We start from the raw sequence: 24,608 nt of genomic DNA on the forward strand, positions 1-24,608 counted from the left end.
ACCTCACTTCGCCATCATGCTGGTGTGGATGCTGAACATGATCCACAGCGACAGGCCAACCAACAGTGCAATGACCATTGCCGTGAACAGGAAGGCGCTGACGTTTTCACGTTGCTCTTTCGAACGGTCCAGGTGCAGGAAGTAGTACAGGTGCACCACGATCTGGATCGCGGCGAAAGCCACCACGATCAGCACGGTCATGTCTTTCGGCAGGCTTGGGAACATCACCAGGCCGAAAGGAATGGCAGTCAGGATCACCGACAGGATGAAGCCGATTGCGTAGGACTTCACGCTACCGTGGTTGCCCTCGGCGTGGCTGTTATGTGCGTTAGCCATTTACAGAACCCCCAGCAGATACACAACGGTGAACACGCAGATCCAGACCACGTCCAGGAAGTGCCAGAACAGACTCAGGCAGCTCATGCGGGTCTTGGCGGTACCGGTGATACCGTGCTTGTTGATCTGGTACATCATCACAGCCATCCAGATCAGACCGGCGGTCACGTGCAGACCGTGGGTGCCGACCAGGGCGAAGAAGCCCGACAGGAAGCCGCTGCGCTGTGGGCCGAAACCCGCAGCGATCAGGTGATGGAACTCATAGATTTCCATCGCGATGAAGCCTGCACCGAGCAGGAAGGTCACCGCCAACCAGCCCAGTACGCCGCCCTTGTTGCCTTTGTACATCTGCAGCATGGCGAAGCCGAAGGTGATACTGGAGAACAGCAGCAGCGCGGTCTCGGCCAGTACGAAGTTCAGCTCGAAGATGTCGTGACCCGACGGGCCGCCGGCAAAGTTGCCGGACAGCACCGCGTAAGCTGCGAAGAGCGACGCAAACAGGATGCAGTCGGTCATCAGGTACAGCCAGAAACCGTAGACGGTCATCTGGCCCGAGTCGTGGTGGTGGTCATCGTGCCCATGGTCGTGACCATGAGCATGAGTATCAGCGTTGATTACATGACTGGACATTGATTAAACCCGTTCAAACGATTCGACACGTGCGCCAACCGGAGAACCGGTAGCCAGGCCCAGGGCCTTCATGCGCTCACCTTCGATGCGCGCCACTTCCTCGGCAGGAACCATGTAGCCCTGGTCGTCACGCGCAGCGTGAGCAACGAAGACAGCGATGGTGCCGACCAGGCTGGCCGCGACCAACCACCAGATGTGCCAGACGAAGGCAAAGCCGAAGACGGTGATCAGTGCGCCCATGTACACGCCGGTGGCAGTGTTGTTAGGCATGTGGATCGGTGCGTACTTGGCCGGAGCCTTGTAGGCAACACCCGCTTCCTTGGCTTCGTGCCAGGCGTCCAGGCCGACTTTCTCTGGCATGGTGGCGAAGTTGTAGAACGGAGGTGGCGACGAGGTCGACCATTCCAGGGTACGGCCGTTCCATGGGTCACCGGTCACGTCCATGTTGTCCTTGCGGTCACGGATCGAAACGTACAGCTGGATCAGCTGGCAGGCGATACCGAACAGGATCAGCACAGCACCAACCATGGCAACGTACAGGTACGGTTCCCAGGCAGGGTTGTCGGAGTGGTTCAGACGACGGGTCATACCCATGAAGCCCAGTGCGTACAGCGGCATGAAAGCCACGTAGAAACCGGAGATCCAGAACCAGAAGGCAGCTTTGCCCCACTTCTCGTTCAGGGTGAAACCGAAGGCTTTCGGGAACCAGAAGGCGAAGCCGGCGATGTAGCCGAACACCGCACCGCCGATGATCACGTTGTGGAAGTGGGCGATTACGAACAGGCTGTTGTGCAGAACGAAGTCAGCACCTGGAACAGCCAGCAGAACGCCGGTCATACCACCGATCGAGAAGGTAACCATGAAGCCCAGGGTCCACATGATCGGCGCGGTGAAGCGCAGACGGCCCTGGTAGATCGTGAACAGCCAGTTGAACAACTTCACACCGGTCGGGATCGAAATCAGCATGGTTGCCAACCCGAAGAAGGTGTTGACGCTTGCGCCCGAACCCATGGTGAAGAAGTGGTGCAGCCATACCGCAAAGCCCAGTACCGCGATCGCGCCCGAGGCGTAGATCATCGACTTGTGGCCGAACAGGCGTTTGCCGGTGAAGGTCGAGGTAACTTCCGAGAACACACCGAAGGCCGGCAGGATCAGAATGTAGACCTCAGGGTGACCCCAAGCCCAGAACAGGTTGACGTACATCATCGGATTGCCACCAAGTTCGTTGGTGAAAATGTGGAAATCCATGTAACGGTCAAGCGTCAGCAGTGCCAGGGTAGCGGTCAGGATCGGGAACGAAGCCACGATCAGGACGTTTGCCCAGGTGCAGGTCCAGGTGAAGATCGGCATGTCCATCAGCTTCATGCCAGGGGCGCGCATTTTCAGCACGGTGGCAAGGAAGTTGACGCCTGTCAGTGTTGTACCCAGACCGGATATCTGTAGCGCCCAGATGTAGTAGTCGACACCGACCCCAGGGCTGTACTGGATACCTGCCAGTGGCGGATAGGCCACCCAGCCGGTCTTGGCGAATTCACCAACGCCCAGGGAGATGTTGACCAGCGCAACGCCGGACACCAGCAGCCAGAAGCTCAGGGAGTTCAGGAATGGGAAGGCAACGTCACGTGCGCCGATCTGCAGAGGCAGCGCCAGGTTCATCAGGCCGGTGAAGAATGGCATCGCCATGAAGATGATCATGATCACACCGTGGGCGGTGAAGATCTGGTCATAGTGTTCAGGCGGCAGGTAGCCTTCGGAGCCGGCAGTGGCCATGGCCAGTTGCGAGCGCATCATGATGGCGTCGGCAAAGCCGCGCAGCAGCATGACCATCGCGACGATGATGTACATCACCCCGATCTTTTTGTGGTCGACCGAAGTCAGCCACTCGGTCCACAAGTAGGTCCACTTGCGGAAATAGGTGATAGCACCAACGAGCGCGAGACCGCCGAGCGCAATCATGGCAATCGTCACCATGACTATCGGCTCGTGATACGGAATCGACTCCAGACTTAGTTTACCGAACATCTCTTACTCCTCTGCCCCAGCAGCTGAATGCATACTCACGTCCATCCCTTCGGTACCGGCCGCTGCTTTGGTCTGCACTTCGTGAACCACCGGCTTGCCACGGTTCATGCCTTCGTATTTGTCTACGATGTCCTGGAACGTGTCAGACGGGGCCACGCTGTACAGCGCGACTGGATTGTTTTCGCTAGGTTTGGCCAATGCCGCGTATTCAGCCGGATCCAGCTGTTTAGGCGATTGCTTGACTTCGTTCACCCATGCCTCGAAATCGGCCTGGGAGGTGGCGATTGCCTTGAACTTCATACCGGTGAAACCTGCACCGCTGTAGTTCGCCGAGATACCGTCGAACTCGCCATTCTCGTTGGCGATCAAGTGCAGCTTGGTGGTCATGCCTGCCATCGCGTAGATCTGGCCGCCCAGGCCCGGAATGAAGAACGAGTTCATCACCGAGTCGGAAGTCACGCGGAAGTTGACCGGAGTGTTGGCCGGGAAGACGATCTTGTTGACCGTGGCAATGCCTTGTTCCGGGTAGATGAACAGCCATTTCCAGTCCAGGGCGACCACGTCGATCTGCACCGGCTTCACATCGGAAACCAGCGGACGATAAGGGTCCAGCTCGTGGGTGGTCTTGTAGGTCACATAGCCCAGGGCAATGATGATCAGTACCGGGATGGTCCAGATCGCCACTTCGATCTTGGTCGAGTGCGACCAGTCAGGGGTGTAGGTCGCCGCCTTGTTGGAAGCACGATACTTCCAGGCGAACGCGATGGTCATGAAAATGACAGGAATCACCACCAGCAACATCAAACCGGTAGCGATCAGGATAAGGTTCTTTTGCTCAATGCCGACCTGGCCCTTCGGGTCGAGCAGGGTCCAGTTGCACCCACTGAGTAAAAGCATGCCTAAAAAGGGCAGAATGCCAAACAGTCTGGGGTAACGCTTTTTACTCATCTCACGACCTCTAGAGCAGCTTGCTTCAATGCAATTTGTGTTTTGGTCGCCAACACTTCGTCCTGCCAAGCGTCAGCATTTATGGGATCGAATACGGTCATACCGTGATGCCAGCTGCGGCGGCTCGGTATCGACCGGGTATTACGGTGCTTATTATTTTGACTTCGTAGGCAACAGGCCTGTGTTCAGACCAATTCCATTTGGTGCGGGAAATCACGGAGGGGGGTCAGCCCGGCATCGCCGCAGGCGATGCTCGTCAGAGTCAGCAAAAAGAAGGCTTAAGCTCCTTTGTTCCTGCGACTCGCAAGCGGTGCCGAACGGAAATTGGGGGCGATTGTAGATAGGTAGGCAATCAATGACTATGACTAATTGAGCAACAGTCCTTTACCGATCCTGCAACAATCGGGCGTTACAAATCAGTTTCGCGACAGTTTGTCGCACCCCTTCCAATAGCCCTGTAACGCCCTATCTACAAGGCTTGGTGCTTGATTCAGATCAACTGGGGTGCGACACAATGTGAAAATTTCATTGCCCAACAGACTTGCGTCAATACATGACTTTTGTCTAAGCCTTGCGACGGTTCCGGTAGATCCCGAAGGGCACCAGAATGGCGGTCAAGGTGAACGCCAGCAATGCCCACTGCGCCAGTGAAAGACCCAGTACGGGCGGGTACGGCGTGGAGCAGAATCCATCGACCTGGAACACCAGCGGCAACACCGTTGCCAACGGCAGACCATCGACGATCGGCTGCAGCGTGTCGATACCGCAACTGACAGCAGGGTTGGCGAGGATATAGACGTGGTTGCCCGCCGCGGCCATGCCACCCATGGCACTGAGCACAACCAGGCCCTCGAGGATCGTGAGGCTGCGGCGCCCCGGCATCGCGGCACCGATAAAGGCAAACAAGGCAATCAGCAACAACGCATAACGCTGCAGGATACACAGAGGGCATGGCGCCTCACCGAGAACGATCTGCATGTACAAGGCACCGCCGATAAGCGCCAGGCAAATCACACCCAGCAGTACCAGAAAGCGCCGTTCCCGGTTCAGGCGCGATGTTTGATCGTTCATTGCAAATCCTTGATTGACTGGATAACGGGTGGTCTGCTCCGGAATTCTACACGCAGGACAAGACCATTGAGAGCAGTAAAAGTGCCGCGCCAGGGCTGGATAAACCGACGCGACTCGTCCCGCACGGCAGACGGCTGAATTGCCACTATCTTAGTCCTGAGGATTACCCTATCATTAACACTGTACAAAAACACAGTGTTACGCACACCGTTATTCAAAAGGCATGTGAGGTGATGAATGGCCGTCGAAGTGGTATACCGCAGCAGCCGCGATCTGGAGCGCTTGTTCATGGATAAAGCCGAAGCAGACCGTCACGACAAGATGCTCGAACTGGCCGAGCTGCTGGCCGAGGTCCTGAAAAAAGCCGTGCCGTCGCTCAGCGAACAGCAGGTCGAGGATGCCGGCATCTATATGGCAAAGAATCGCGACGTCTTTGCCAAGGCGTTCAAGAGCCAGCCCGATGCCCTGGCCGAGCTGCTGTCGGACACCCCAGCCGAATAACGCTCAGCCGTAGATCAAACGTTCGGCCAGCATTTGTGCCACCCGCGCCGGCGAGCGTTTTTCCGCCTGGGCATGGGCGAACACTTCGGTCAGGCGCGAGGGTATGCGCGCCAGATGGCCGGTGATGGTACCCAGGTCTTCGCCACGGTGCTTGAGCGCCACGTAGATCAGGCCACCCGCATTGATCACATAGTCGGGTGCATAGAGTATCCCGCGGCTCTCCAACTGATCGGCCACCTGCAAGGTGGTCAGCTGGTTGTTCGCTGCCCCCGCCACGGCGGCACACCGCAACTGCATCACACTCTGGCCATTGAGCACCGGCCCTACCCCGCACGGCGCGAAAATGTCGCACGGGGTGCTGATCAACATCTCGTTGGCCACCGGCCGCGCATTGAACTGTTCGATTGCCAACTGCACCCGTCCCGGGTCATGGTCGCTGACCAACAGCTCGGCACCGGCGGCATGCAGTTGTTCGGCCAGTGCATAGCCGACATTACCCAACCCCTGCACCGCCACCCGCAAACCTTCCAGATTGTCGCTGCCCAGGCGGGCCATGGACGTGGCGCGAATACCGGCGAACACACCCATGGCCGCATGGGGCGAAGGATCGCCCGCTGACGTGGTGCTGGTGACGTGCTGGGTAGTCTGGGCGATGCAGTCCATGTCCAGGGTCGAAGTACCGCTGTCCACCGCAGTGATGAAGCGCCCTTGCAGGGTTTCGACGAAGCGACCGAACGCTTCGAACAGCGCCGCGCGGTTTTCCACATGCGGGTTGCGAATGATCACGGCCTTGCCGCCCCCAAGCGGCAGGCCGGCCAGCGCCGCCTTGTAGCTCATGCCCTGAGCCAGGCGAATCGCATCGACCATGGCGCTGTCGTCATCCGGATAGGCCAGGTAACGACACCCGCCCATCGCCGGCCCCAGGTGTTCGCTGTGAATGGCGACCACAGCCTTCAGACCTGTCGGCGGGTCAATGCACAGGTGCAGCGATTGCGTACGAGTGCTTTGCATGAGTGCGAACATCAGCGGGCTCCTCAGTGAGGTGCTGTTCCCAGTATAGGTCGCCGTTTGCCGAATGATGACAATGCCCGGACCACTGGACGAACGCGTTGGCCAGCGCTACAACAGAAGCTTGAGCGGAGATTGTCATGACCCCACGCCAAGCCTGTATGGCCTGCCTCGAACGTGACCCCGTCGCCTTGTTGGAAGCGGCGTTGTGGATCGCTGCCGAACACGATGGCGGCGTCGACCCCGCCCAGCAACTGCGCAAGGTTCGCGACCTGCAGATTGACGTCAGCAACCACCTGCCCATGTTGCCGCTTGGCGAGCTTGCACAGCCCTTGCTGCGCGAGCTCAATGCAATGGGCTTCCAGCAGGATGAGTATCACCCGCTGCGCCCGCAGGCAGCCCTTCTCGATAAAGTACTGGAGCGTCGCCGCGGGCAACCGCTGGCGCTGGCGCTGCTGACCCTGGAACTGGCCCGGGGCCTGTCGATCCCCTTGGAAGGGGTGAATTTTCCCGGACACTTCCTGCTGCGCGTACCCGGTGCCGATCACCTGCTCGACCCTTGCGGTGGACGCAGGCTGTACCCGACCGATTGCCGCGAACTCCTCGGCCGACAGTTCGGCCCGCAGTTGCAGCTCAGTGCCGAGCATTTGCTCACCGCCACCCCGCAACAGATGCTGCAACGCCTGTCACGCAACCTGCGCCAGTTGCATACGACCCACGACGATGACCTGGCCGCCCTCAAGGATGCCGAGCGCGTCCTGCAACTGGGCCCCGCCACTGCCAGCGACTACCTGGCCCGCGCCACCCTGTACCAGCATCTGGAATGCCCCCAGGCCGAACGTTTCGACCTGGAGTACGCCCTGCTGCTTAGTGACGACCCGATCCAGCGCCTGCGCCTGACCGAGCGCCTGGGACAACTGCCGCCGCTGACACCGTCACTGCATTAGCTCAGGGGTTATCAGGTTGGCGGGAGGGATGCGCCTGGACGAACGCCGAGTGTTGTTCGGCCAGCGCCGCCACTCGGCGAATCCGAGGATAGTCACCCAGGCCGATGTTGAAGCGCTCGGCCGCATACAGCTGAGGAACCAGGTAGACATCCGCCAGCCCTGGCTCCTCGCCAAAGCAGAAGCCTTCGTCGCCGATCAACCCTTCCACCGCCGCCAGGCCCTGGCTGATCCAGTGGGCAATCCACTGGTTGACCTGGTCTTCATCGTGGCCCAGTCCGCGCAGTTGCTTGAGCACGCTGACGTTATGCAATGGATGCACATCGCAACCGATCAACGCTGCCACGCCCCTCACCTGGGCACGCAACACGTGATCCTCGGGCAGCAGCGCCGGCTGTGGATAAACCTCTTCCAGGTACTCGATGATTGCTGGCGACTGCACCAGCAGCTCACCGGAATCGATCCGCAGCGCCGGTACCCGCCCCTGGGGGTTGAGTGCCAGGAAGTCGGGCTGCCCTTGCTCCCCCTTGAGCAGGTTGACCGGCACGTACTGGTACTCAAGCTGCTTGAGTGCCAGGGCAATGCGCACCCGGTAGGACGAGGTCGAGCGGTAATAGTTGAACAGATCCATGGCCCTGCCCTCTCAATGTGCCGGAAGGATCTTGCCGCGGCATTCACCGAAACCGATCGACGCCACGCCGTCGCGCACGCAACGGGCACGCAAAATGATCTCGTCGCCGTCTTCGAGGAACTTGCGCACCTCGCCAGACGCCAATTGCACAGGCTCCTTGCCGCCCTGGGTGATCTCCAGCAGGCTGCCGAACTGGCCAGGCTGGGCACCCGAGAGCGTACCCGAACCGAACAGATCGCCCGGCTGCAGTTGGCAACCGTTGACACTGTGGTGGGCAACCATCTGCGCCACCGTCCAGTACATGCTTAGAGTATTGCTCAAGGTCAGGCGATGAGCTGGCAGGTTTTGCTCGCGCATACGCTCGGTCAGCAGCAGCACTTCCAGTTCGATGTCAAAGGCGCCGCCAGCCTGGTCACGCTTGTCCAGCAGGTACGACAGCGGCGGCGGGTCGCCTGCCGGGCGCGCAGGCTGGGCGCAACGAAATGGCGCCAGCGCTTCGGCCGTGACCACCCAAGGGGAAATGGTCGAGATGAAGCTCTTGGACAGGAATGGACCCAGGGGCTGGTATTCCCAAGCCTGGATGTCACGGGCCGACCAGTCGTTGAGCAGGCAGAAACCGGCGATATGCTCGGCGGCCTCCGACACCGGAATCGACTCGCCCATCTCGTTGCCCTGGCCAATCCAGATACCCAGCTCCAACTCATAGTCCAGGCGCGCGCACGGTCCGAAGCTCGGCTCGTTCTGTCCGGCCGGCAGGGTCTGGCCTTTGGGGCGGCGAACGTCGGTGCCCGACGGGCGAATGGTCGAGGCGCGACCGTGATAGCCGATTGGCACGTACTTGTAGTTGGGCAGCAGCGGGTTGTCGGGACGGAACAACTTGCCGACGTTCTTGGCGTGCTCGATACCCACATAAAAATCGGTGTAGTCACCGATCTGCGCCGGCAGGTGCAACTGGCAATCGGCGCTTGCCAGCAACAGTGGCTTGAGCGCGACCTGATCGTCGCTGTGCTCACCCAGCAGTTCCAGCAGTCGCTCGCGCAGGGCCACACGGGCACCACGGCCCAGGGCGAAGAAGGCGTTCAGCGAACCACCACGGGTCGCTTCGACCGCGGCGCGGGCCTGGCCCTCGAACAGGCCGGCAGCCAGAGCGCCTTCCAGGTCAAGAATGGCATCGCCAATGGCCACGCCGCAGCGTTTGGCCTGATCCTTGTGAGTGAAGATCCCCAGCGGCAGGTTCTGCAGCGGAAAATCGCGATGCCCGTTGGCGTGTTCGACCCAACTGCGGGCAATGGCGGACTGATTCATGGGTTATCTCCGATTCGGGGTGAAGGTGCTCGGCAACGTTGCCCAGCAACTATCGTAGTCGGCCTGCAATTGCGGGCATTCAAGAGCATGGCGGCTCGGACGCAGCACCTGGCTGGTCTCGAACATGAAGGCCATGGTGTTGTCGATCTTGCTCGGTGCAAGGTCGACGGCGATGGCCTTGGCGCAGGTCTCGGCGTCCGGGCCATGGGCGCTCATACAACTGTGCAGGGACGCGCCGCCGGGCAGGAAGCCTTCGGCCTTGGCATCGTAGGCGCCCTGGATCAGGCCCATGAACTCGTTCATCAGGTTGCGGTGGAACCACGGTGGACGGAAGGTGTTCTCGGCCACCATCCAGCGCGGCGGGAAGATGACGAAATCGAGGTTGGCCATGCCCGGCACGCTGGTCGGCGACGTGAGCACGGTGAAAATCGACGGGTCCGGGTGGTCGAAGCTGACCGTGCCGATGGTATTGAAACGACGCAGGTCATACTTGTACGGCACATTGTTGCCGTGCCAGGCCACCACATCCAGCGGCGAATGGTTGAGCTGGCAACCCCACAGTTCGCCCAGAAACTTCTGCACCAGCTGCACCGGGCCCTGATGGTCCTCATAGTGCGCCACCGGCGCGAGGAAATCACGCGGGTTGGCCAAGCCATTGCTGCCGATCGGGCCCAGGTCCGGAATGCGCAGCGGCGCGCCATGGTTCTCGGCGAGGTAACCACGGGCCTGTTTGTCGAGCAACTCAACGCGGAACTTCAGGCCCCGCGCAAGCACGGCGATTTCCAGCGGTTCGACGTCCAGTACGCCCAATTCGGTGACGATACGCAGGCGGCCCAGCTCCGGTACCAGCAACAGTTCGCCGTCGGCGTTGAAGAACACACGCTCCATGGAGCGGTTGGCACTGTAGGTATAGATACTGATACCGGCAGGCTTCTCGCTCGCCGAATTCGCGGCCATGGCCACCCAGCCGTCGAGGAAGTCGGTCGGCGCGTTCGGCAGTTCCTGCGGGTTCCAGCGCAAGCGGTTAGGCGTTACCTGCCCCAGCGGGCCACCGGCCAGCTGACGCTCCAGGCGCTCGAAGCGCGGATGCAGGGCTGACGGCCGGATGCGGTACATCCAGGTGCGGCGCATTTCGCTGCGGGTCATGGTGAAGGCGGTACCGGAGAACAGCTCGGCATACAGGCCATAGGGTGCTTTTTGCGGCGAGTTCTGCCCCACTGGCAAGGCGCCAGGCAAAGCTTCGCTGGCGAATTCGTTGCCAAATCCACTCAGGTAGTCGAGGACGGGGGTGCTATCGAGGTTCATCGAGCCTCCGGGCCCAATGCAGGCCGGTTGATGGCAGTTGGCTGCGAGTCGGTCAGCGTGGCAGCGCTTCTGCGTTATTTTTATCGTAATTAAATTACGCATAACGTAATTTGATTGACGAAGACCGTCAAGCTATAAAGACGCCCACCTGGACAACCCGGATCGAATGCACCATGGCCAAAGCCAGCTCCCCCGCCGACAGCGCCGGCAAACAGAAGGTACGCTCGGCCGAAGTCGGCACCGACATTCTCAAGGCCCTGGCCCAGTTGTCGCCTTCCACCTCCCTTTCACGCTTGGCCGAGCATGTCGACATGCCGGCCAGCAAGGTCCATCGCTACCTGCAGGCCTTGATCGCCAGTGGCTTTGCCGAACAGAACCCGGCCACCAACCACTACGGCCTGGGCCGCGAAGCCCTTCGCGTTGGGCTTGCAGCCCTGGGTGGGATGGATGTGCTGAAGGTCGCGGCGATGCCACTGTCGCAACTGCGCGACGACTTGAACGAAAGCTGCTTTATCGCGGTTTGGGGTAACCAGGGTGCCACCGTGGTGAATATCGAGCCTGCTGTACGCGCAGTGACCGTGGTAACCCAGATCGGCTCGGTGCTGCCGCTGCTCAGTTCATCCACCGGGCTGGTGTTCGGCGCCTACCTGCCGGAGCGCGAAACCATCGAGTTGCGTGATCAGGAGCTGTCTGCCCTCGGCCACAACGCCAGCGAATACGAGGCGTTGTTCGCCAGCATTCGTGAACGGGGCCTGCACCATGTCCACGGTTTGTTGATGCCGGGTGTCGATGCACTCTCGGCTCCCGTGTTCAATGCAGTCGGCAAGATTGCCGCAGTGCTCACCGTGGTTGGCCCGACCTCGATCTTTCATGCCGACGAGCAAGGCCCGGCCGCACAGCAATTGCTGGCAGCAGCCAGGCAAATCAGCTGGCGCATGGGCTACGAAGAAACCCCGTGAACTCATTACAAAGGATCACAGTCATTAACAGGTGCCTGGGATAACGTGAGCGGCACGACACTGTTGCCAAGCGTGTAACAGTGAATGTCAGCAACCGCTATTTTTCCTTGAGGGTCAGCGACTTATTCTGTTTGCACGAGGACGACGCTGCAGCAGAAAGCCCTCTAGACCGGACATTCGAGGCGTGTACACCCCGCTCTTCCGGCAGCAGGTTCACCGACGTTGATTTTGAAGCTCCTTGATCTGCGTCTTACTTGGCCGCTACGTTTGTAGCGGCCTTTTTTATGCCGAGCAGTCAGTCGTCATCGCTGTCGTCGAAATGAAAGCGGTGCAGTAACCGGTGAGCGATGGGCGCCAGGATCAGGCCGATACTGGCAACGAACACCAGCCCTACGTACAGACCGTAACCGGCAAAGAACAGCTTGCCACCGATACTCTCCGGCAAGATCACCGGCCCCACCCCACCCAGCAGCAAGGTGGCGTTGAAGATGGCGTCATGCAGAGGGATGTGCGGCTCGAAGTACAGGTGCCCCACCACCCCGAACAAGATCGAGCCGATCAGCAACAGGCAGGCCGCCAGGGCATGCCAGATCAGGCGCCAGCGAAACTGGCGGGGCGAAATGACGGCGTCGCTTTTGGACTCGTACATCCCCTGTACTCCTGTAACGAACGTGGCCGTCCAGCATAGGCAACTTCATCCGGCGACCACAACCACAGGTGATCGTGCCTATTGATACTTCTGCAAGTTGGCCATCATCTGTTGCAAGGCCTCCAAGCTGTCACGGGGATGTACCGCGTCGGCAAAATCACTGATGCGTTCCCAGTTGGCAGCCACATCCTCCGCTGAAAAGCCTTCATGGGGGTTGAATCCCACGCCCAGGCTGCGTTCCCAACGCACCTTGCCGACCCAGCCTCCACCCACTTCATACAGGCCGCCGCTGTCCTGGCACTGCTCGCTTCCCAGATACACCACCAATGGGCTGACCAGTTCTGGCTTGAGCTGCTCGAACACTTGGGGCGGCAACAGCCCTTCGGTCATGCGTGTGCCGCCGGTAGGGGCAATGGCATTGACCAGGATGCCGTGCTTGCGCCCTTCGATGGCCAGGGTCCGGGTCAAGCCGTACAGGCCAAGCTTGGCCATGCCGTAGTTGGCCTGGCCAAAGTTGCCGTAGATGCCCGAGGTCGATGAGGTGAAAATCACCCGTCCTGCGTTCTGCTCGCGCAGGTGCGGCCAGGCAGCACGGGTAACCTTATAGGCGCCTGCGACATGCACCTGGTAAACCTGCTCCCAGTCGCTGTCTTCCATCTTGTGGAATGTCTTGTCGCGCAGGATGCCGGCATTGTTGACCAGCACATCGACCCGCCCGAAGGTATCCAGCGCTTGCTCGACGATCCGCTGACCGTCGCTGACCGAGTCATGGTTGGCCACCGCTGTGCCACCGGCCTCGCGAATCTGCGCCACTACCCGGTCGGCAGCTGAGGTGCTGGCCCCTTCACCATGGGTCGAGCCGCCCAGGTCGTTGACCACCACCCGGGCGCCATGACGGGCAAACAGCAAGGCATGTGCCTGCCCCAGGCCACCACCGGCCCCAGTGACAATGACCACTTTATCGTCCAGGCGCAGCGAATCGTTCATGCTCAACACTCCAGGAATTCGGCAAGGGATGCCCGAGTGTCGATCAGCACCGGCCCGCATACAACGAAGCGGGCGCGGGGTGAATGGCAGGCGATAAGGTCAGACGATGATGGGGTTGCACCTGGTCCATCAGGACCAGGCGACCTTCTGGGGAAGGTACGCCAGTGGCTGTTCACGAAAATCAAGATAATGGCGCAGCACCTGTACCGGTGCTTCGGTATGGGGATAGTGGCCGATGCCATGCAGCGACACGGTATCGGGATTGGGCACCAACTCCTTGTAGCGCTCAAGCATGTGTGCCCCGGAAACAGGATCGACGGCGCCATTGATAAAGCGCAGCGGCACCTGTTGGCTCATCAGGGCCCCGACCCAGCGCTCGCGGTAGGTCGAGCGCTCCGGTACATAGGCCACCAGCTTGTGCAGGATCCGCGTACCGCGATTCGTGGCAATCAGGCTCCAGTAGTCGTCCAGTGCGCTTTCACTGGGGCGAGTGCAGGGCCCGTAGATCTGGGAAACATGGCGCACCAGGTCATCGCGGCCAAACGAACGCCCCACCAGCCACCCCAAGCGGCTGAGCAGCAATTTCTGGATCAGCAATGCCCGGTGCCGCTCGGGGAACAGGCCACCATTGAGGAACACGCAACTGGCGACCTTCGCCCGCCCCTCGTGGCGACGCGCCAACAGCTCCTGGGAAACACTGGCGCCATAGTCATGGGCCAGCAAATGTACCGGCTGATCGATCTGCAGATGGCTGAGCAACGCCTGCTGCAGATCGGCCTGTTCCATAAGGCTGTAGGGGTGATGCAGCGGCTTTGCCGAGTCACCAAAACCGAGCATGTCGCAGGCAATGACCCGAAAGCGCTGGGCCAGTGGCGCCCACAGGTAGTGCCAATCCCAGCTCGCGGTGGGAAATCCGTGGATAAGCAGCAGGGGATCACCTTGCCCTGCCGTCCAGTATCGAATGTCCTGGCCCCGGAACGAAAAACTCAGGCCCCGGGTACGCCAGACGCACAATGGAATCTCGGCCAAAGGCATCAGTGCAGTCCCGGTTGGTAGTGGAGCGGAGTGTTGAGCAAGGCAGCGGCTGCGATCATTGCAATCACCTCGGCACATTCGTGTGCTCTATTGGATCCAGTCTAGCGAGTACCGATCCGGAGGAAAGTTGCATTGGCAGCCAGCTTATTGACCCTGTGAGTCAGCCGCGCAAATAGAGAGGCGCGTCACAACAGTACCGTGAGCAGTGGCGCGGCAAACAGGTTGAGCAATCCAGTAAGGACCATCACCAGCCCCGCGACAGAGCCTTCTTCACCGCCCACCTCATGAGCGCGACTGACGCCAGCGCCATGGGCACCCACCCCGAACAGCGCACCACGGGCCAATGCCGTGCGCAGTGGCAGAAATTTGAGCAGCACCCCGCCGAACAGGGCCCCAAGCACCCCGGTGAACATCACGAACACGGCCGTCAGCTCCGGAACCCCGCCCAGGTCACGGGCCAGGGGCATGGCAAAAGGTGTGGTGATCGAGCGCGGCAGCAACGACAAGCTCACCGAATGGTCCAACGCCAGCAGGTGCGCCAACCCCCAGGAACTGCTGATCGACGCCGCACTACCCACCAGCATGCCCAGCGATAACGCCGGCCAGTGCCGGGCCAGCAATTTGCGTTGCTGCCAGATCGGCACGGCAAAGGCCACCGTCACCGGGCCCAGCACCGACATCAGCCAATGGGTATTGCGCGAGTACTCGGCATAGGCCGTGTGCAAGGGCACCGCGACCGACAACAGCAGCGCGGGCACCAGAATTAGCGGAGACAGCAGGTAGCGCCCGGTTCGCCGGTACAACCAGCGGCTGCCCAGGTAGGCGAGCAAGGTCAGGGCCAGCCAGAACAGTGGCATCGGCTCAAGCGTCATGGCGCATCCTCCAGCGGCACACCCATTCCACCGTCACCGCCGTCATGACCATGACCATCAAGGTACTGACGCCGATCACCAGCAGGATTCGCCAGCCTTCGTCACGCATCAGGCTGCCATAGTCGAGCAGGCTCATCAGCGCGGGAATGAAGAACAGCAGCATCTCGGCCATCAGCAGGCCCGCGCCCAATTGCAGCGAGGCAGGCTTCAACCAGCCCAGGGCAAACAGCAGCAACAGCAAGGCCAGGCCCATGACCCCACCCGGGATCGGCCAACCCAGCCAGACCGCCAGCTGGCCACCGAACAGATAAAGGCCAAGGAAGATCGCAAGCTCGGCGAGCAAGCGCAGGAATCGTTTGATAGACGCGGGTTTCATCGCAGGGGACCTCTTCAGGCCTTCATTCTAAAAGCCTGCCCCACACGCCAAAAGCGAATTGTTAGACTTGCCTCCATTCCACAATGGAATTGCGATCATGGAATTCAAACAACTGCGCAGTTTTATCGAAGTGGTCCACCGCGGTGGCTTCACACAGGCGGCCCACACCCTGCATATCAGTCAGTCGGCGGTCAGCAAGCAAGTCGCCCAACTGGAGCAGGACCTGGGTACGCCGCTGCTCGAACGCCAGGGTTCACACCTGCACCTGACAGCTGCCGGCAGGATTGTCCTCGAGCGCGGCGAAGCCATGCTGCGCCTGCGCCAGGAGTTGCAGAGCGAACTCGACGACCTGAGCCAGCTGGGCCGCGGCGAACTGCGCCTTGGCCTGCCGCTGCTGGGCAGCGATGCGCTGTTTGCCGGGTTGTTTGCCGAATACCGTCGGCGTTACCCGAACATCACCATTCATCTGCTAGAAGGCGGCAGCCGCAGCGTCGAACAGGCGGTACAAAGCGGCGAACTGGAGTTGGGAGGCAGCCTCACTCCCAATGACCCGGCCTTTGCCTATCAGCCGTTCTGCAACGAACCGCTCGATGCGCTGTTGCCTGTCGACCATCCCCTGGCCAACGCCGGACGTGTCAGCCTGGCGCAACTGGCCGACACGCCGTTTCTGCTGTACCAGCGCAGTTTCGTGCTCAACGACCGTTTGCTCAGTGCATGTCAGCAACTGGGGTTTACTCCCAAGGAGGGAGGACGCAGCGGCCAGGCCGATTTTCTCGCCGCACTGGTGGCGGCCGGCCAGGGTGTGGTGTTGCTGCCCAGCGTGGTGGCAAGGGGGCTGGAACGCCCCGGCGTGGTTCGCCTGGCGTTGAGCGAGCCCACCGACCTGCGCTGGGACATCGCCTTCATCTGGCGCCAGGGCGCCTACCTGTCGCGCGCGGCCCAGGCCTGGCTGCAGCTGCTGCGCGAGCAACCGCAGCCATCGTGATCAGCCGCGCAGCTTGGCGACGAGCTCGGCCAGCCAGGGCTCGGCATCGGTTTCAGGCGTCACGGTTTCGCTGGCATCCAGGCGCAGCATCGGCTGCACTTCATTGACGCCCAGTTCGGCGAACAGCTCGCGCATCTGTTCGCCACCGCCACAGAAGGTATCGCCGTAGCTCGAATCACCCAGGCCGATCACCGCACCGGGCAGGCCGCGCCAGGCGGCAGGCAGCACATCGCGAATTTCGCTGAACAGCGGCATGAGGTTATCGGGCAACTCGCCCATGCCGGTGGTCGAAGTCACGGCCAGAAAGGCGTCCGGGGCATAGCCCTGGAGGTCTTGCAAGGTGGCACGGGCTGCATGCCAGGCCTCGAAACCTGCGGCCTTGAGCAGGGATTCGGCATGCCGTGCGACTTCTTCGGCCGTGCCGTAGACCGAACCGGAAAGGATGGCGACTTTCATAGTGGATTCCGAAACTGAGTAAAAGCGTAGGATACTAACATCCGACACTGGCAAAAGGCCTCACTCTCCAGGTGTGAGCCCCGCACCAATAAACTAGAATCAGCCGCCGTGCCCGCTCCAATGACCTTGCGAATCTTTCGATGATCAATGCCAAACTGCTGCAACGCATGATTGACGCCTCAAACGATGGCATCGTGGTCGCCGAACAGGAAGGCGACGACGACACTATCCTGATCTACGTGAATCCGGCGTTCGAGCGCCTGACCGGCTACGACGCCAACGACATCCTCTACCGCGACTGCCGCTTCCTGCAGAACGACGACCGCGACCAGGCCCCTCGCAGCCTAATCCGCGAGGCCATCAAGAGCGGCCAGCCGTGCCGGGAAATTCTGCGTAACTACCGCAAGGACGGCAGCGCCTTCTGGAATGAGCTGTCGATTACCCCGGTGTATAACGAAGCCGACCAGCTCAAGTACTTCATTGGCATCCAGAAGGATGTCAGCCGCCAGGTCGAGGCCGAACAGCGGGTGATTGAACTGGAACGTGAGCTTTCACAGGCACGGGCACGCATTGCCGAACTGGAAAGCGACCAACGGTAAAAAACTAAACCACCGTTTGGCTGTCAATCCCGGTGAAGAAATGCATTCACGACTGACATTTTCGAGTTCGATCATGCAAGCAGATGCCCTCCTGACTCAGGATGAGCTGGATTTCATCAGGTCCATGCAGCACACGTCGCAGCCCTCGATGGCTGAGCCGGCGTCGCGCCTGCTGGTCAATGGCGGCAGCGAGATCAAAGACCTGCTGACCCGGCTCATTGCCCAGGAACAAGTCACCTTGCAGGCGCAGTTCGACAACCAGCAAATGACCTTCCCCCTGCAACTGGTCGAAGACGAGTTCCATTCCCTGCACCTTCAGTTGGGTGCGCCGAACATCTATGAAGAAGGCCCCATGGTCCGGCCATGGCGGTTGACGCTTGATGAACCGGTCGCGCTGGAAGATGAGCTGGGCCTCAGCGCTGGCCTGTGGGTACGGGAAATTTCATTCAAGGGTGTTCTGATCGAAATTCGTGATCAACCCGAGCCGCCGAATTCCTTCAATCTCTGGTTCACGCCCGCCCACTGCCCGCCGATTGCGTTGCAGGGTGTGCTGCAACGGCGCACCGGCGACAGCCTGGCGGCCTATAACCTGAGCCCCAGCCAACCGCAGGAAATCGAACGGCTTCGCGAGTACATCCTCCAGGCCCATCGTCAGGCCCATCCAGAGCTTCACCCTCAACTGTCCAGGTGACCGTCCAGGTATTGCTGCAACCGGCGGCGCATCAGGCGCGCCTCGCTGCCAAGACACGCTACTTGCGAACCGACCAGACTGTCCTGGGCCAGGTCCGCTGCCTCCCCCGCCAGTAACAACGGGCACTCCAGTGTCAGGGCCAGGCGCGCCAGGCGCTTGGGCATGTCCGGCGCCGGCGGGCGGTTGGAGAACAACACCAGGGCATGAGGCGCCATGTGCTCGCAGACCAACGCCAACTCCTCCAGCGGTTGCCCCAGGCTCAACACCGTCACGGCAATTTCGCTGCTGCCCAGCAGCAGGGCTGCCACCAGCAGTTCCAGTTCCCGGCAATGATCGGGGATGGCCGCCAGCACAACCCGCACCTCCTGCTGCTCTTCGGCCAGTTGCAAGCGCTGCAAAACTCGCCCCCGCAAAAAACCATCAAGGAACAGCCACTCGCTGGTCTGGCCGAAGGCTTCGCGGGTGCTGCGCAGCGCCTGCCAAACCGGCATGAGGATCTCCTGGAATGCCACCAGCAGGGGATAACCGCTGAATACCTGGCCATAGACCTGCCCCAGACGCTGCTCATCGAAAGCGCGCACGACCTGGCGCAGCTGTAGCTGCCATTGCTTGAAGTCATTCTGGGACGCAGGATTGTGCAGTGGCTCAGCCTGGGCCTTGAGGCTGTGACTGCGAGCAAGGATCTTGCCGACTTTGCTGACTGCCACACCCCGTTCGATCCAGCCGAGGATAGTGCGCACCTCGTCAATATCGGCCTGGGAGTACAAGCGGTGCCCACTTTCGGTGCGTGTGGGCTGGATCAGCCCATAACGGCGCTCCCAGGCCCGCAAGGTCACCGGATTGATGCCCGTCAGGCGCGACACTTCACGGATCGGGAACAGCTCCTCGTGGTCGAGATCGCCGGGGTTCAACGAAGGCTGGGCAGGTTCGATCATTGCCGGGAAAACCACGATTCAGGGGCCGACGGGCATTCTACTCCGGGGGCGGAAACACGACCATTGGCATTTAGGCCGGTACGGTTTGTCTGCCAGCACTGACGGGTCAGATTATTTCGGCAATAATCCGCGCCCGTTTTTTGCATGCAGCCAGATGTCGCCTACCACCCCAGGCGGCATTTCATGGGCAGGCCACCCGCCACGCCCAGTTGCCAGGAGATACACGATGTCTACCCCACCCGTAACCCTGATGGTGACGCGCCGCGTTGCCCAAGGCCGCTACCAGGACCTGATGGCCTGGCTGCACGAAGGCGAACAACTGGCCACCGACTTTACCGGTTACCTGGGCTCCGGCGTACTGGCGCCGCCCCCGCAGGGCGACGAGTTCCAGATCATCTTCCGCTTCACCAACGAGCAGACCATGCAGGCGTGGGAACACTCCGCCTCGCGCAAGGCCTGGCTGACCCGCGGCAACGGCCTGTTCGAACAACCCCAGGAACTGCGCGCCAGCGGCCTGGACGGCTGGTTTGGCACCCATCCGGTGCAGCGCCCGCCGCGCTGGAAACAGGCCGTAGCGATCTGGCTGGCGTTCTTCCCGGTCTCACTGCTGTTCAACGTGCTGTTCGGCCACTGGCTCGGCGCCCTGGACCTGGTGCCGCGCATCTTGCTCAGCACCCTGGGCCTGACGCCTTTGATGGTGTACCTGTTCATTCCGTTGTCGACCCGTCTGCTGGCCAACTGGCTCAATGCCCCGGCCCGCAGTGCCAGGCCGCAGGGCGCGCGCAATCCAGCCTAGTTCGGGTATGCTGGGGGTTATCCAAGCGAACCAGTAAAAGTTGACCGCCCCCACCATGAAAAGCCCAATTCTTGTCACCGGAGCCAGCCAGCGAGTCGGGCTGGCGCTGGCCCTGAACCTGGCGCAGGCCGGCCATACCGTGGTCAGCGCCAGCCGCAGCAAAAGCCCCGAAGCGGCCCACCCCAACATCATCCAGTTCCAGGCCGACCTGTGCCTGGAACAGGACCGCCTGGCCCTGATCGATCACCTGAAGAGCAACTACGATGGCCTGCGGGCGATCATCCACAACGCCTCGTTGTGGCTCGACGACGACCTGGCCAACCTCAACACCATGTTCAAGCTGCACGTCGAGGCGCCCTATCACCTGAACCTGGCGCTGGGCGAGCAACTGCTGAAGCTGGACAAGGCCGACATCATCCACATCTGCGACGAGACCTCCTCGCGCGGCAGCAAGAGCCACATCGGCTATGCCGCCACCAAGGCCGCGTTGCAGAACATGGTGCTGTCGTTTGCCGAGAAATACGCACCGGTGGTGAGGGTCAACGCGATCCTGCCCGGGCTGTTGATCCTCAAGGAGAACAGCGACGAGGCCTACCGCCGACAGACGCTGAAAAAGGCCCTGCTGGAATTCGAACCCGGCGCCCAGCCGCTGATCGAGGCAGTGCGTTTCCTGCTCGACAGCCAGTACAGCACCGGCAGCAACGTGGTGATCAACGGTGGTCGCCACCTGAAGAACCGCATCGCAACAGACTGAATTGCCCTTGTCACGAGAACGACCATGAACGATCAACAAAAGCTTGAACTCGAAGCCGCCGCCTTCCGCCGGCTGGTTGCCCACCTGGACAGCCGCAAGGATGTGCAGAACATCGACCTGATGAACCTCTCCGGCTTCTGCCGCAACTGCCTGTCCAAGTGGTACAAGGCCGCCGCCGACGAGCGTCAGATCGACCTGAGCATGGATGAGGCCCGCGAAGTGGTCTACGGCATGCCGTATGCCGAATGGAAAGCCCAATACCAGAAAGAAGCCAGCGCCGAGCAACAGGCGGCATTTGCCAAAGGAACGCCCAAGGAATAGGCGCTAGCGGGCGAACCTCATAGGCGATGAGGTTCGCACTTACCAGCGCACTTTCAACCCGAGCGAAGCTTGTACATCAGCCTCCACGCGGGTATCGCCGCTGATGTCCCACATATGGCCGACCTCACCGTAGAGGTCCATGCTGGAAGTCAGCGCCACGGTACCGCCCGCAGCCACTTCACCCGAGGTGTATCCCCCGTCGTTGCTAAGCACTGCCGACCCGCCGGGCCCGACGAATGTAGCTTCATCATCATCGAGGTGGGCACGGTAGACGTTGAGGCGAGCATAGGGTTGCACGTGTCCAACTTTGTCGACGATCACATCACCTTTTATCCGCACCCCCACACGGCCGATCCAGCCATTGCCGGCATCTTGTTCAACCCGGGCACCGGACAGCGTCTCGTCGTCAAAATCGCTGTGCTGAAAGATCAGCTGAACCTGTGGCTCGATGACCCATTGATCATTGAGCGGATAAGCCTTACCCGTTTCCACCGACGCGACATAGCTTGTCGCCTTGCCCGACTGGCTGGGGCTAGTGTCAGGATTGATATCGTAATGATGACGACCGCTCTGCAGCACGCTGTCGACGTACCAGCCCTGATTGTCCCGCCAGGTCGCGTACGCCCCCAGGTAGTTAGAGCTCAGGTCATTGCTGCCGACACGTCCGTTGCGCGCGCTGGCATCCCCGGAGACGTCGATATCACCCCCCAGGTAACCAACATAGATACCGGTGTGCCAATTGGCATTGGCCCAGAGATCGGTGCCCACTTGCAGGCCAGCCACATGCCCGTCGCTCTGGGCCTGGCCAGGGCCGGATTGCGAAAGGTTCATATCGGTATACACAGCCCGTATCCAGGATTCGCGCAGGTCAACTGCGTCATCGCTGACACGCATGGTCGAGCGGCTACCTGAGGGTACTTCATCACCCATTCGCCGATGCAGGTTACCCACCATAGCCAGATCTACCTGCCTGACCTGCGACGGCAGGGCGACCAGAAGCGGCACTTCACTTCGGTAAATCGGCTGGTCATCCACTATGTTCCCTTCATCGTCTCCTATCGGTGTCGGTGTCGGTGTCGGTGTCGGTGTCGGTGTCGGTGTCGGTGTCGGTGTCGGTGTCGGTGTCGGTGTCGGTGTCGGTGGTATGGTCGGCACAACCGGTGTAGCTGGCAAACTCGAACGCAAATACCAGCTTTCCCCTGTGCCATCGGCATTGGCAGCGAACAAGTGGTACTCAAAAGCTCCCGCATCCACATGCTCACCCGAGAGGCTGAACGCGTTCTTTGTGCTCTGGGCGGTGGTGGTGGTTCCATTGATCGCGCCGATGACCTCAATGCCGTTGCCGCTGGTCAAGGCACCGAGCCCACCTATATCGGTGATCTCGATCGTGGTGTGACCGCTCGCATTGACCGGCCCATCCAAGACCATCCGATCGCTCACGCTGGTACCGCCTGCCACGCTAGTGCTCAATGCCAATACACCGTCGTTACCGATATAGGGTCCGGCGACCGTCAGCGTGCTACTGCCACTGCTGCCGACCAGGCTGACTCGGCCGCTATTACTCAACCCGGCGACCTGCTGATCGAAGCCGCCTGTATCGAGTACTGTGCCCGAGGCAACCGCATGCACCGAGGCGGCACTGAAGGTATTTGGCCCCGCCGCGAGCAAGGTCCCTGCTGTCAATTGGGTCGCGCCGGAGTAGGTATTGGCCCCAGCCAGTAACAGCGTGCCATCGCCCTGCTTAGTCAGTGTTCCGCTGCCGGTGATTGCACCGGACAATGTTTCAGTGAAACTACCGGTATCGATAACCGGATCGGTGGTTCCGGTGAGTTCGATGGCATTCGCCACGTTCAAATCGCCGACCGAAAATCCCAACGTAGTGCCCTCATCCATAGCCAAGGGTCCGCTGCCCAATGCCGTGTTGTGGCCTACTATGATTTGACCCGCTTTTAATGCCGTACCGCCGCTGTAATTATTCGCCGCCGACAGCAGGAGGCTGCCATCCCCATCCTTGGTGAGACGGCCTGGCCCGGCAAGCACACCCGTCATGGTCAATGTTGTGCCCGGTTCAGTCAGCAAGGTGCCGTTCGCATCGAGTACGACGGCGCGCGCCATGGAGATATCGCTGGTAGCCTGAAGCGTGCCTAAACCGGCGCCATCGAACGACAGACCTGCGGCCGGGTCACCAAGGCTCTGGTCGGACGAAATCTGAAGTACTCCTTCCTGGATGGACCATGAGGTGAGCTGGCTTGTTGCCCCCGTCAGTATCCATGTGGAAGCGCCTATTTTCGTGAAGGTCTCGAACCCTTGGAACACCTGAGTGGGTCCGATATCAAAAACGTTGAACGTACCGTTGCCTGCACCGCCCAAGGCGAATCTATCGGAGCCATTTGCGATAACAGAGCCATTGAAACTGAAGCCCGAGCGAAGTTCGAGGGTGTTGATACCACTGTCGAACTGGACAGCAACACCGGGCGCGCCGCTGAGTCCCATACCGGCATTAATGGAGCCTGCATTGACGAGGTATATGGTATTGCCTGTAACGCCCCGCCCCGCCTGCCCCCCACTAGTAACAGCCGGGTCGGCACTCCCTCCGCTGATGACCCCCAGATTCACCAGCGTACTGCCAACTACCAATGCACCCGCTCCAGCAATGCCTCCAACGGTGGGGGCGCCTTCGACGCCGGGGTGGCCGTTTGCACCGACAATCGTGCCGCTTGGGGCGTTGGTAAGTACCGCTCCGTTGCGCAGCTCCAATCCAGCACCGCCTCCTCCGCTACCGTTGAAACCAAAATTACGCCCCGCCCCGCCCATGCCCCCCGTGATCAAGCCACTATTGCTATGAGTGCCCTCCAGCAAGATGGCGCCAGCCCCTCCTGCGCCACCGAATTTGTTATCAGCACCGTTTCCTGTTCCGATATTGATGACGCTACCACCTCGCCCCCCTCGGATCGATCCCTGATTGTCCAGCACACCGCTCGATATTCGGATGCCTGCATCCCCTGCCCCACCGCGGCGTGTGGAATTTGACGTAGTGCTGTTAGCGTTGTTAGAACCGCCGGCGCCGCCGACGATGGTGCCGGTGGAGGAATTGACGAGTACTGTGTTCGTCAGGTTCATGCCCACACCGCCGCGACCCGCATTAGCGGCCGTACTGGTATTGCCACCAGCACCGCCTTGGATCGAACCCAGATTCGTGACACTGCCATTCGAATGGACAAAGCTGCCACCCGCATTGCTATTGTTGGTCGGTCCTGCGGCGCCAATCGAAATGTTGCCGCTAAAGCGCAGTGGTCCGCCGGACAGGGTTAGATTTACGCCTGGATTTGAGCCCGCGCTCGCCGTGCCCAGCTGGAAAATCCCACTATCGATAAGCAAGGCCTTATTGACCTGCTGCAAGAAAGATGGATCGCTGACAATGATATTCGCAGTAAGTGTGATAGTTGATTCCGGATCGCCATCGTTGTTGGCGTTCATAGCTAATGGTGAGTG

Annotated in this window: 26 protein-coding genes; 9 read left to right on the top strand and 17 right to left on the bottom strand. The window is 60.6% G+C overall.

Annotated elements, in window-relative coordinates; translation table 11 throughout:
* Positions 1–3 precede the first annotated feature (3 nt).
* The 5 genes from cyoD to ABVN19_RS18375 all read right to left on the bottom strand — a co-directional run bounded on the left by cyoD (position 4) and on the right by ABVN19_RS18375 (position 5,007).
* Positions 4–336: a cytochrome o ubiquinol oxidase subunit IV gene (gene cyoD / locus ABVN19_RS18355; protein WP_105641615.1), complete on the bottom strand. Its 333-nt coding sequence runs from the start codon at positions 334–336 to the stop codon at positions 4–6.
* Positions 337–966 (bottom strand): cytochrome o ubiquinol oxidase subunit III, encoded by a 630-nt coding sequence (cyoC, locus tag ABVN19_RS18360; protein ID WP_028942725.1) that lies wholly within the window; start codon positions 964–966, stop codon positions 337–339.
* A 3-nt stretch (positions 967–969) separates the two neighbouring features.
* Entirely contained in the window at positions 970–2,988 is a 2,019-nt protein-coding gene (cyoB, locus tag ABVN19_RS18365; RefSeq protein WP_028942724.1) for a cytochrome o ubiquinol oxidase subunit I, read from the bottom strand.
* 3 nt (positions 2,989–2,991) lie between these two features.
* A complete protein-coding gene (gene cyoA, locus ABVN19_RS18370) occupies positions 2,992–3,936 on the bottom strand; it encodes a ubiquinol oxidase subunit II (protein WP_028942723.1) in 945 nt (314 codons plus the stop codon).
* 564 nt (positions 3,937–4,500) lie between these two features.
* A complete protein-coding gene (locus ABVN19_RS18375; protein ID WP_028942722.1) occupies positions 4,501–5,007 on the bottom strand; it encodes a disulfide bond formation protein B in 507 nt (168 codons plus the stop codon).
* A gap of 237 nt (positions 5,008–5,244) precedes the next feature.
* On the opposite strand from ABVN19_RS18375, the gene ABVN19_RS18380 reads away from it, so the two are divergent.
* The gene (locus ABVN19_RS18380; protein WP_028942721.1) at positions 5,245–5,508 is read left to right on the top strand and encodes a YebG family protein; all 264 of its coding nucleotides are present in this window, start codon (positions 5,245–5,247) and stop codon (positions 5,506–5,508) included.
* Positions 5,509–5,511: 3 nt separating this feature from the next.
* Here ABVN19_RS18380 and ABVN19_RS18385 read toward each other — a convergent pair whose 3' ends face one another.
* Positions 5,512–6,531: a Glu/Leu/Phe/Val dehydrogenase dimerization domain-containing protein gene (locus ABVN19_RS18385; RefSeq protein WP_028942720.1), complete on the bottom strand. Its 1,020-nt coding sequence runs from the start codon at positions 6,529–6,531 to the stop codon at positions 5,512–5,514.
* Between the two features lie 125 nt (positions 6,532–6,656).
* On the opposite strand from ABVN19_RS18385, the gene ABVN19_RS18390 reads away from it, so the two are divergent.
* Positions 6,657–7,463: a tetratricopeptide repeat protein gene (locus ABVN19_RS18390; RefSeq protein WP_028942719.1), complete on the top strand. Its 807-nt coding sequence runs from the start codon at positions 6,657–6,659 to the stop codon at positions 7,461–7,463.
* A gap of 1 nt (position 7,464) precedes the next feature.
* On the opposite strand, the gene maiA is transcribed toward ABVN19_RS18390, so the two are convergent.
* From maiA to hmgA, 3 genes are read right to left on the bottom strand one after another with little or no spacing between them, the layout of a single operon-like run.
* Positions 7,465–8,091 carry a maleylacetoacetate isomerase gene (gene maiA / locus ABVN19_RS18395; RefSeq protein ID WP_105641616.1) on the bottom strand — a complete coding sequence of 209 codons (627 nt, stop codon included), beginning with the start codon at positions 8,089–8,091 and terminating at the stop codon, positions 7,465–7,467.
* A gap of 12 nt (positions 8,092–8,103) precedes the next feature.
* Positions 8,104–9,396 carry a fumarylacetoacetase gene (fahA, locus tag ABVN19_RS18400; protein WP_028942717.1) on the bottom strand — a complete coding sequence of 431 codons (1,293 nt, stop codon included), beginning with the start codon at positions 9,394–9,396 and terminating at the stop codon, positions 8,104–8,106.
* A gap of 3 nt (positions 9,397–9,399) precedes the next feature.
* Positions 9,400–10,701: a homogentisate 1,2-dioxygenase gene (gene hmgA, locus ABVN19_RS18405; protein WP_028942716.1), complete on the bottom strand. Its 1,302-nt coding sequence runs from the start codon at positions 10,699–10,701 to the stop codon at positions 9,400–9,402.
* A 173-nt stretch (positions 10,702–10,874) separates the two neighbouring features.
* Here hmgA and ABVN19_RS18410 point away from each other — a divergent pair, with 173 nt between their 5' ends.
* Complete coding sequence (locus ABVN19_RS18410; protein ID WP_028942715.1) at positions 10,875–11,660, top strand: IclR family transcriptional regulator; 786 nt, start codon at positions 10,875–10,877, stop codon at positions 11,658–11,660.
* A 295-nt stretch (positions 11,661–11,955) separates the two neighbouring features.
* Here the strand turns inward: ABVN19_RS18410 and ABVN19_RS18415 are convergent, their stop codons facing one another.
* From ABVN19_RS18415 to ABVN19_RS18435, 5 genes are all read right to left on the bottom strand, one after another.
* The gene (locus ABVN19_RS18415; RefSeq protein WP_028942714.1) at positions 11,956–12,309 is read right to left on the bottom strand and encodes a hypothetical protein; all 354 of its coding nucleotides are present in this window, start codon (positions 12,307–12,309) and stop codon (positions 11,956–11,958) included.
* A gap of 78 nt (positions 12,310–12,387) precedes the next feature.
* A complete protein-coding gene (locus tag ABVN19_RS18420) occupies positions 12,388–13,296 on the bottom strand; it encodes an SDR family oxidoreductase (RefSeq protein WP_028942713.1) in 909 nt (302 codons plus the stop codon).
* Between the two features lie 129 nt (positions 13,297–13,425).
* On the bottom strand, positions 13,426–14,331 hold the full coding sequence (locus ABVN19_RS18425) for an alpha/beta hydrolase (protein ID WP_105641617.1): 906 nt from the start codon (positions 14,329–14,331) through the stop codon (positions 13,426–13,428).
* Between the two features lie 185 nt (positions 14,332–14,516).
* A complete protein-coding gene (locus ABVN19_RS18430) occupies positions 14,517–15,203 on the bottom strand; it encodes an LrgB family protein (protein ID WP_028942711.1) in 687 nt (228 codons plus the stop codon).
* Entirely contained in the window at positions 15,193–15,579 is a 387-nt protein-coding gene (locus ABVN19_RS18435) for a CidA/LrgA family protein (protein ID WP_028942710.1), read from the bottom strand. Before ABVN19_RS18435 ends, ABVN19_RS18430 begins: the two co-directional genes overlap by 11 nt.
* 97 nt (positions 15,580–15,676) lie before the next feature.
* On the opposite strand from ABVN19_RS18435, the gene ABVN19_RS18440 reads away from it, so the two are divergent.
* Positions 15,677–16,564 carry a LysR family transcriptional regulator gene (locus tag ABVN19_RS18440; RefSeq protein WP_028942709.1) on the top strand — a complete coding sequence of 296 codons (888 nt, stop codon included), beginning with the start codon at positions 15,677–15,679 and terminating at the stop codon, positions 16,562–16,564.
* Here the strand turns inward: ABVN19_RS18440 and ABVN19_RS18445 are convergent, their stop codons facing one another.
* Complete coding sequence (locus ABVN19_RS18445) at positions 16,565–17,020, bottom strand: flavodoxin (protein WP_105641618.1); 456 nt, start codon at positions 17,018–17,020, stop codon at positions 16,565–16,567. It lies immediately after the preceding gene.
* Between the two features lie 140 nt (positions 17,021–17,160).
* Here ABVN19_RS18445 and ABVN19_RS18450 point away from each other — a divergent pair, with 140 nt between their 5' ends.
* Positions 17,161–17,619 (top strand): PAS domain-containing protein, encoded by a 459-nt coding sequence (locus ABVN19_RS18450; RefSeq protein WP_105641619.1) that lies wholly within the window; start codon positions 17,161–17,163, stop codon positions 17,617–17,619.
* Between the two features lie 73 nt (positions 17,620–17,692).
* Positions 17,693–18,310: a hypothetical protein gene (locus tag ABVN19_RS18455; protein ID WP_028942706.1), complete on the top strand. Its 618-nt coding sequence runs from the start codon at positions 17,693–17,695 to the stop codon at positions 18,308–18,310.
* Here the strand turns inward: ABVN19_RS18455 and ABVN19_RS18460 are convergent.
* Positions 18,295–19,245, bottom strand: a complete 951-nt coding sequence (locus ABVN19_RS18460) for a MerR family transcriptional regulator (protein WP_105641620.1) — start codon at positions 19,243–19,245, stop codon at positions 18,295–18,297. The two genes, ABVN19_RS18455 and ABVN19_RS18460, sit on opposite strands and share 16 nt — an antisense overlap.
* Positions 19,246–19,471: 226 nt before the next feature.
* Here ABVN19_RS18460 and ABVN19_RS18465 point away from each other — a divergent pair, with 226 nt between their 5' ends.
* From ABVN19_RS18465 to ABVN19_RS18475, 3 genes are read left to right on the top strand one after another with little or no spacing between them, the layout of a single operon-like run.
* Complete coding sequence (locus tag ABVN19_RS18465) at positions 19,472–20,041, top strand: antibiotic biosynthesis monooxygenase (RefSeq protein WP_028942704.1); 570 nt, start codon at positions 19,472–19,474, stop codon at positions 20,039–20,041.
* 55 nt (positions 20,042–20,096) lie between these two features.
* Positions 20,097–20,795: a dihydromonapterin reductase gene (gene folM, locus ABVN19_RS18470; RefSeq protein ID WP_036989554.1), complete on the top strand. Its 699-nt coding sequence runs from the start codon at positions 20,097–20,099 to the stop codon at positions 20,793–20,795.
* A gap of 24 nt (positions 20,796–20,819) precedes the next feature.
* Positions 20,820–21,116, top strand: coding sequence for a DUF1244 domain-containing protein (locus ABVN19_RS18475; protein ID WP_028942702.1), 297 nt, complete (start codon positions 20,820–20,822; stop codon positions 21,114–21,116).
* 39 nt (positions 21,117–21,155) lie between these two features.
* Here ABVN19_RS18475 and ABVN19_RS18480 read toward each other — a convergent pair whose 3' ends face one another.
* A complete protein-coding gene (locus ABVN19_RS18480; protein WP_105641621.1) occupies positions 21,156–24,593 on the bottom strand; it encodes an autotransporter outer membrane beta-barrel domain-containing protein in 3,438 nt (1,145 codons plus the stop codon).
* Between the last annotated feature and the right edge of the window lie 15 nt (positions 24,594–24,608).

It is taken from the genome of Pseudomonas vranovensis (genome assembly GCF_040438935.1).
Taxonomy (GTDB): Bacteria; Pseudomonadota; Gammaproteobacteria; order Pseudomonadales; family Pseudomonadaceae; genus Aquipseudomonas; species Aquipseudomonas vranovensis.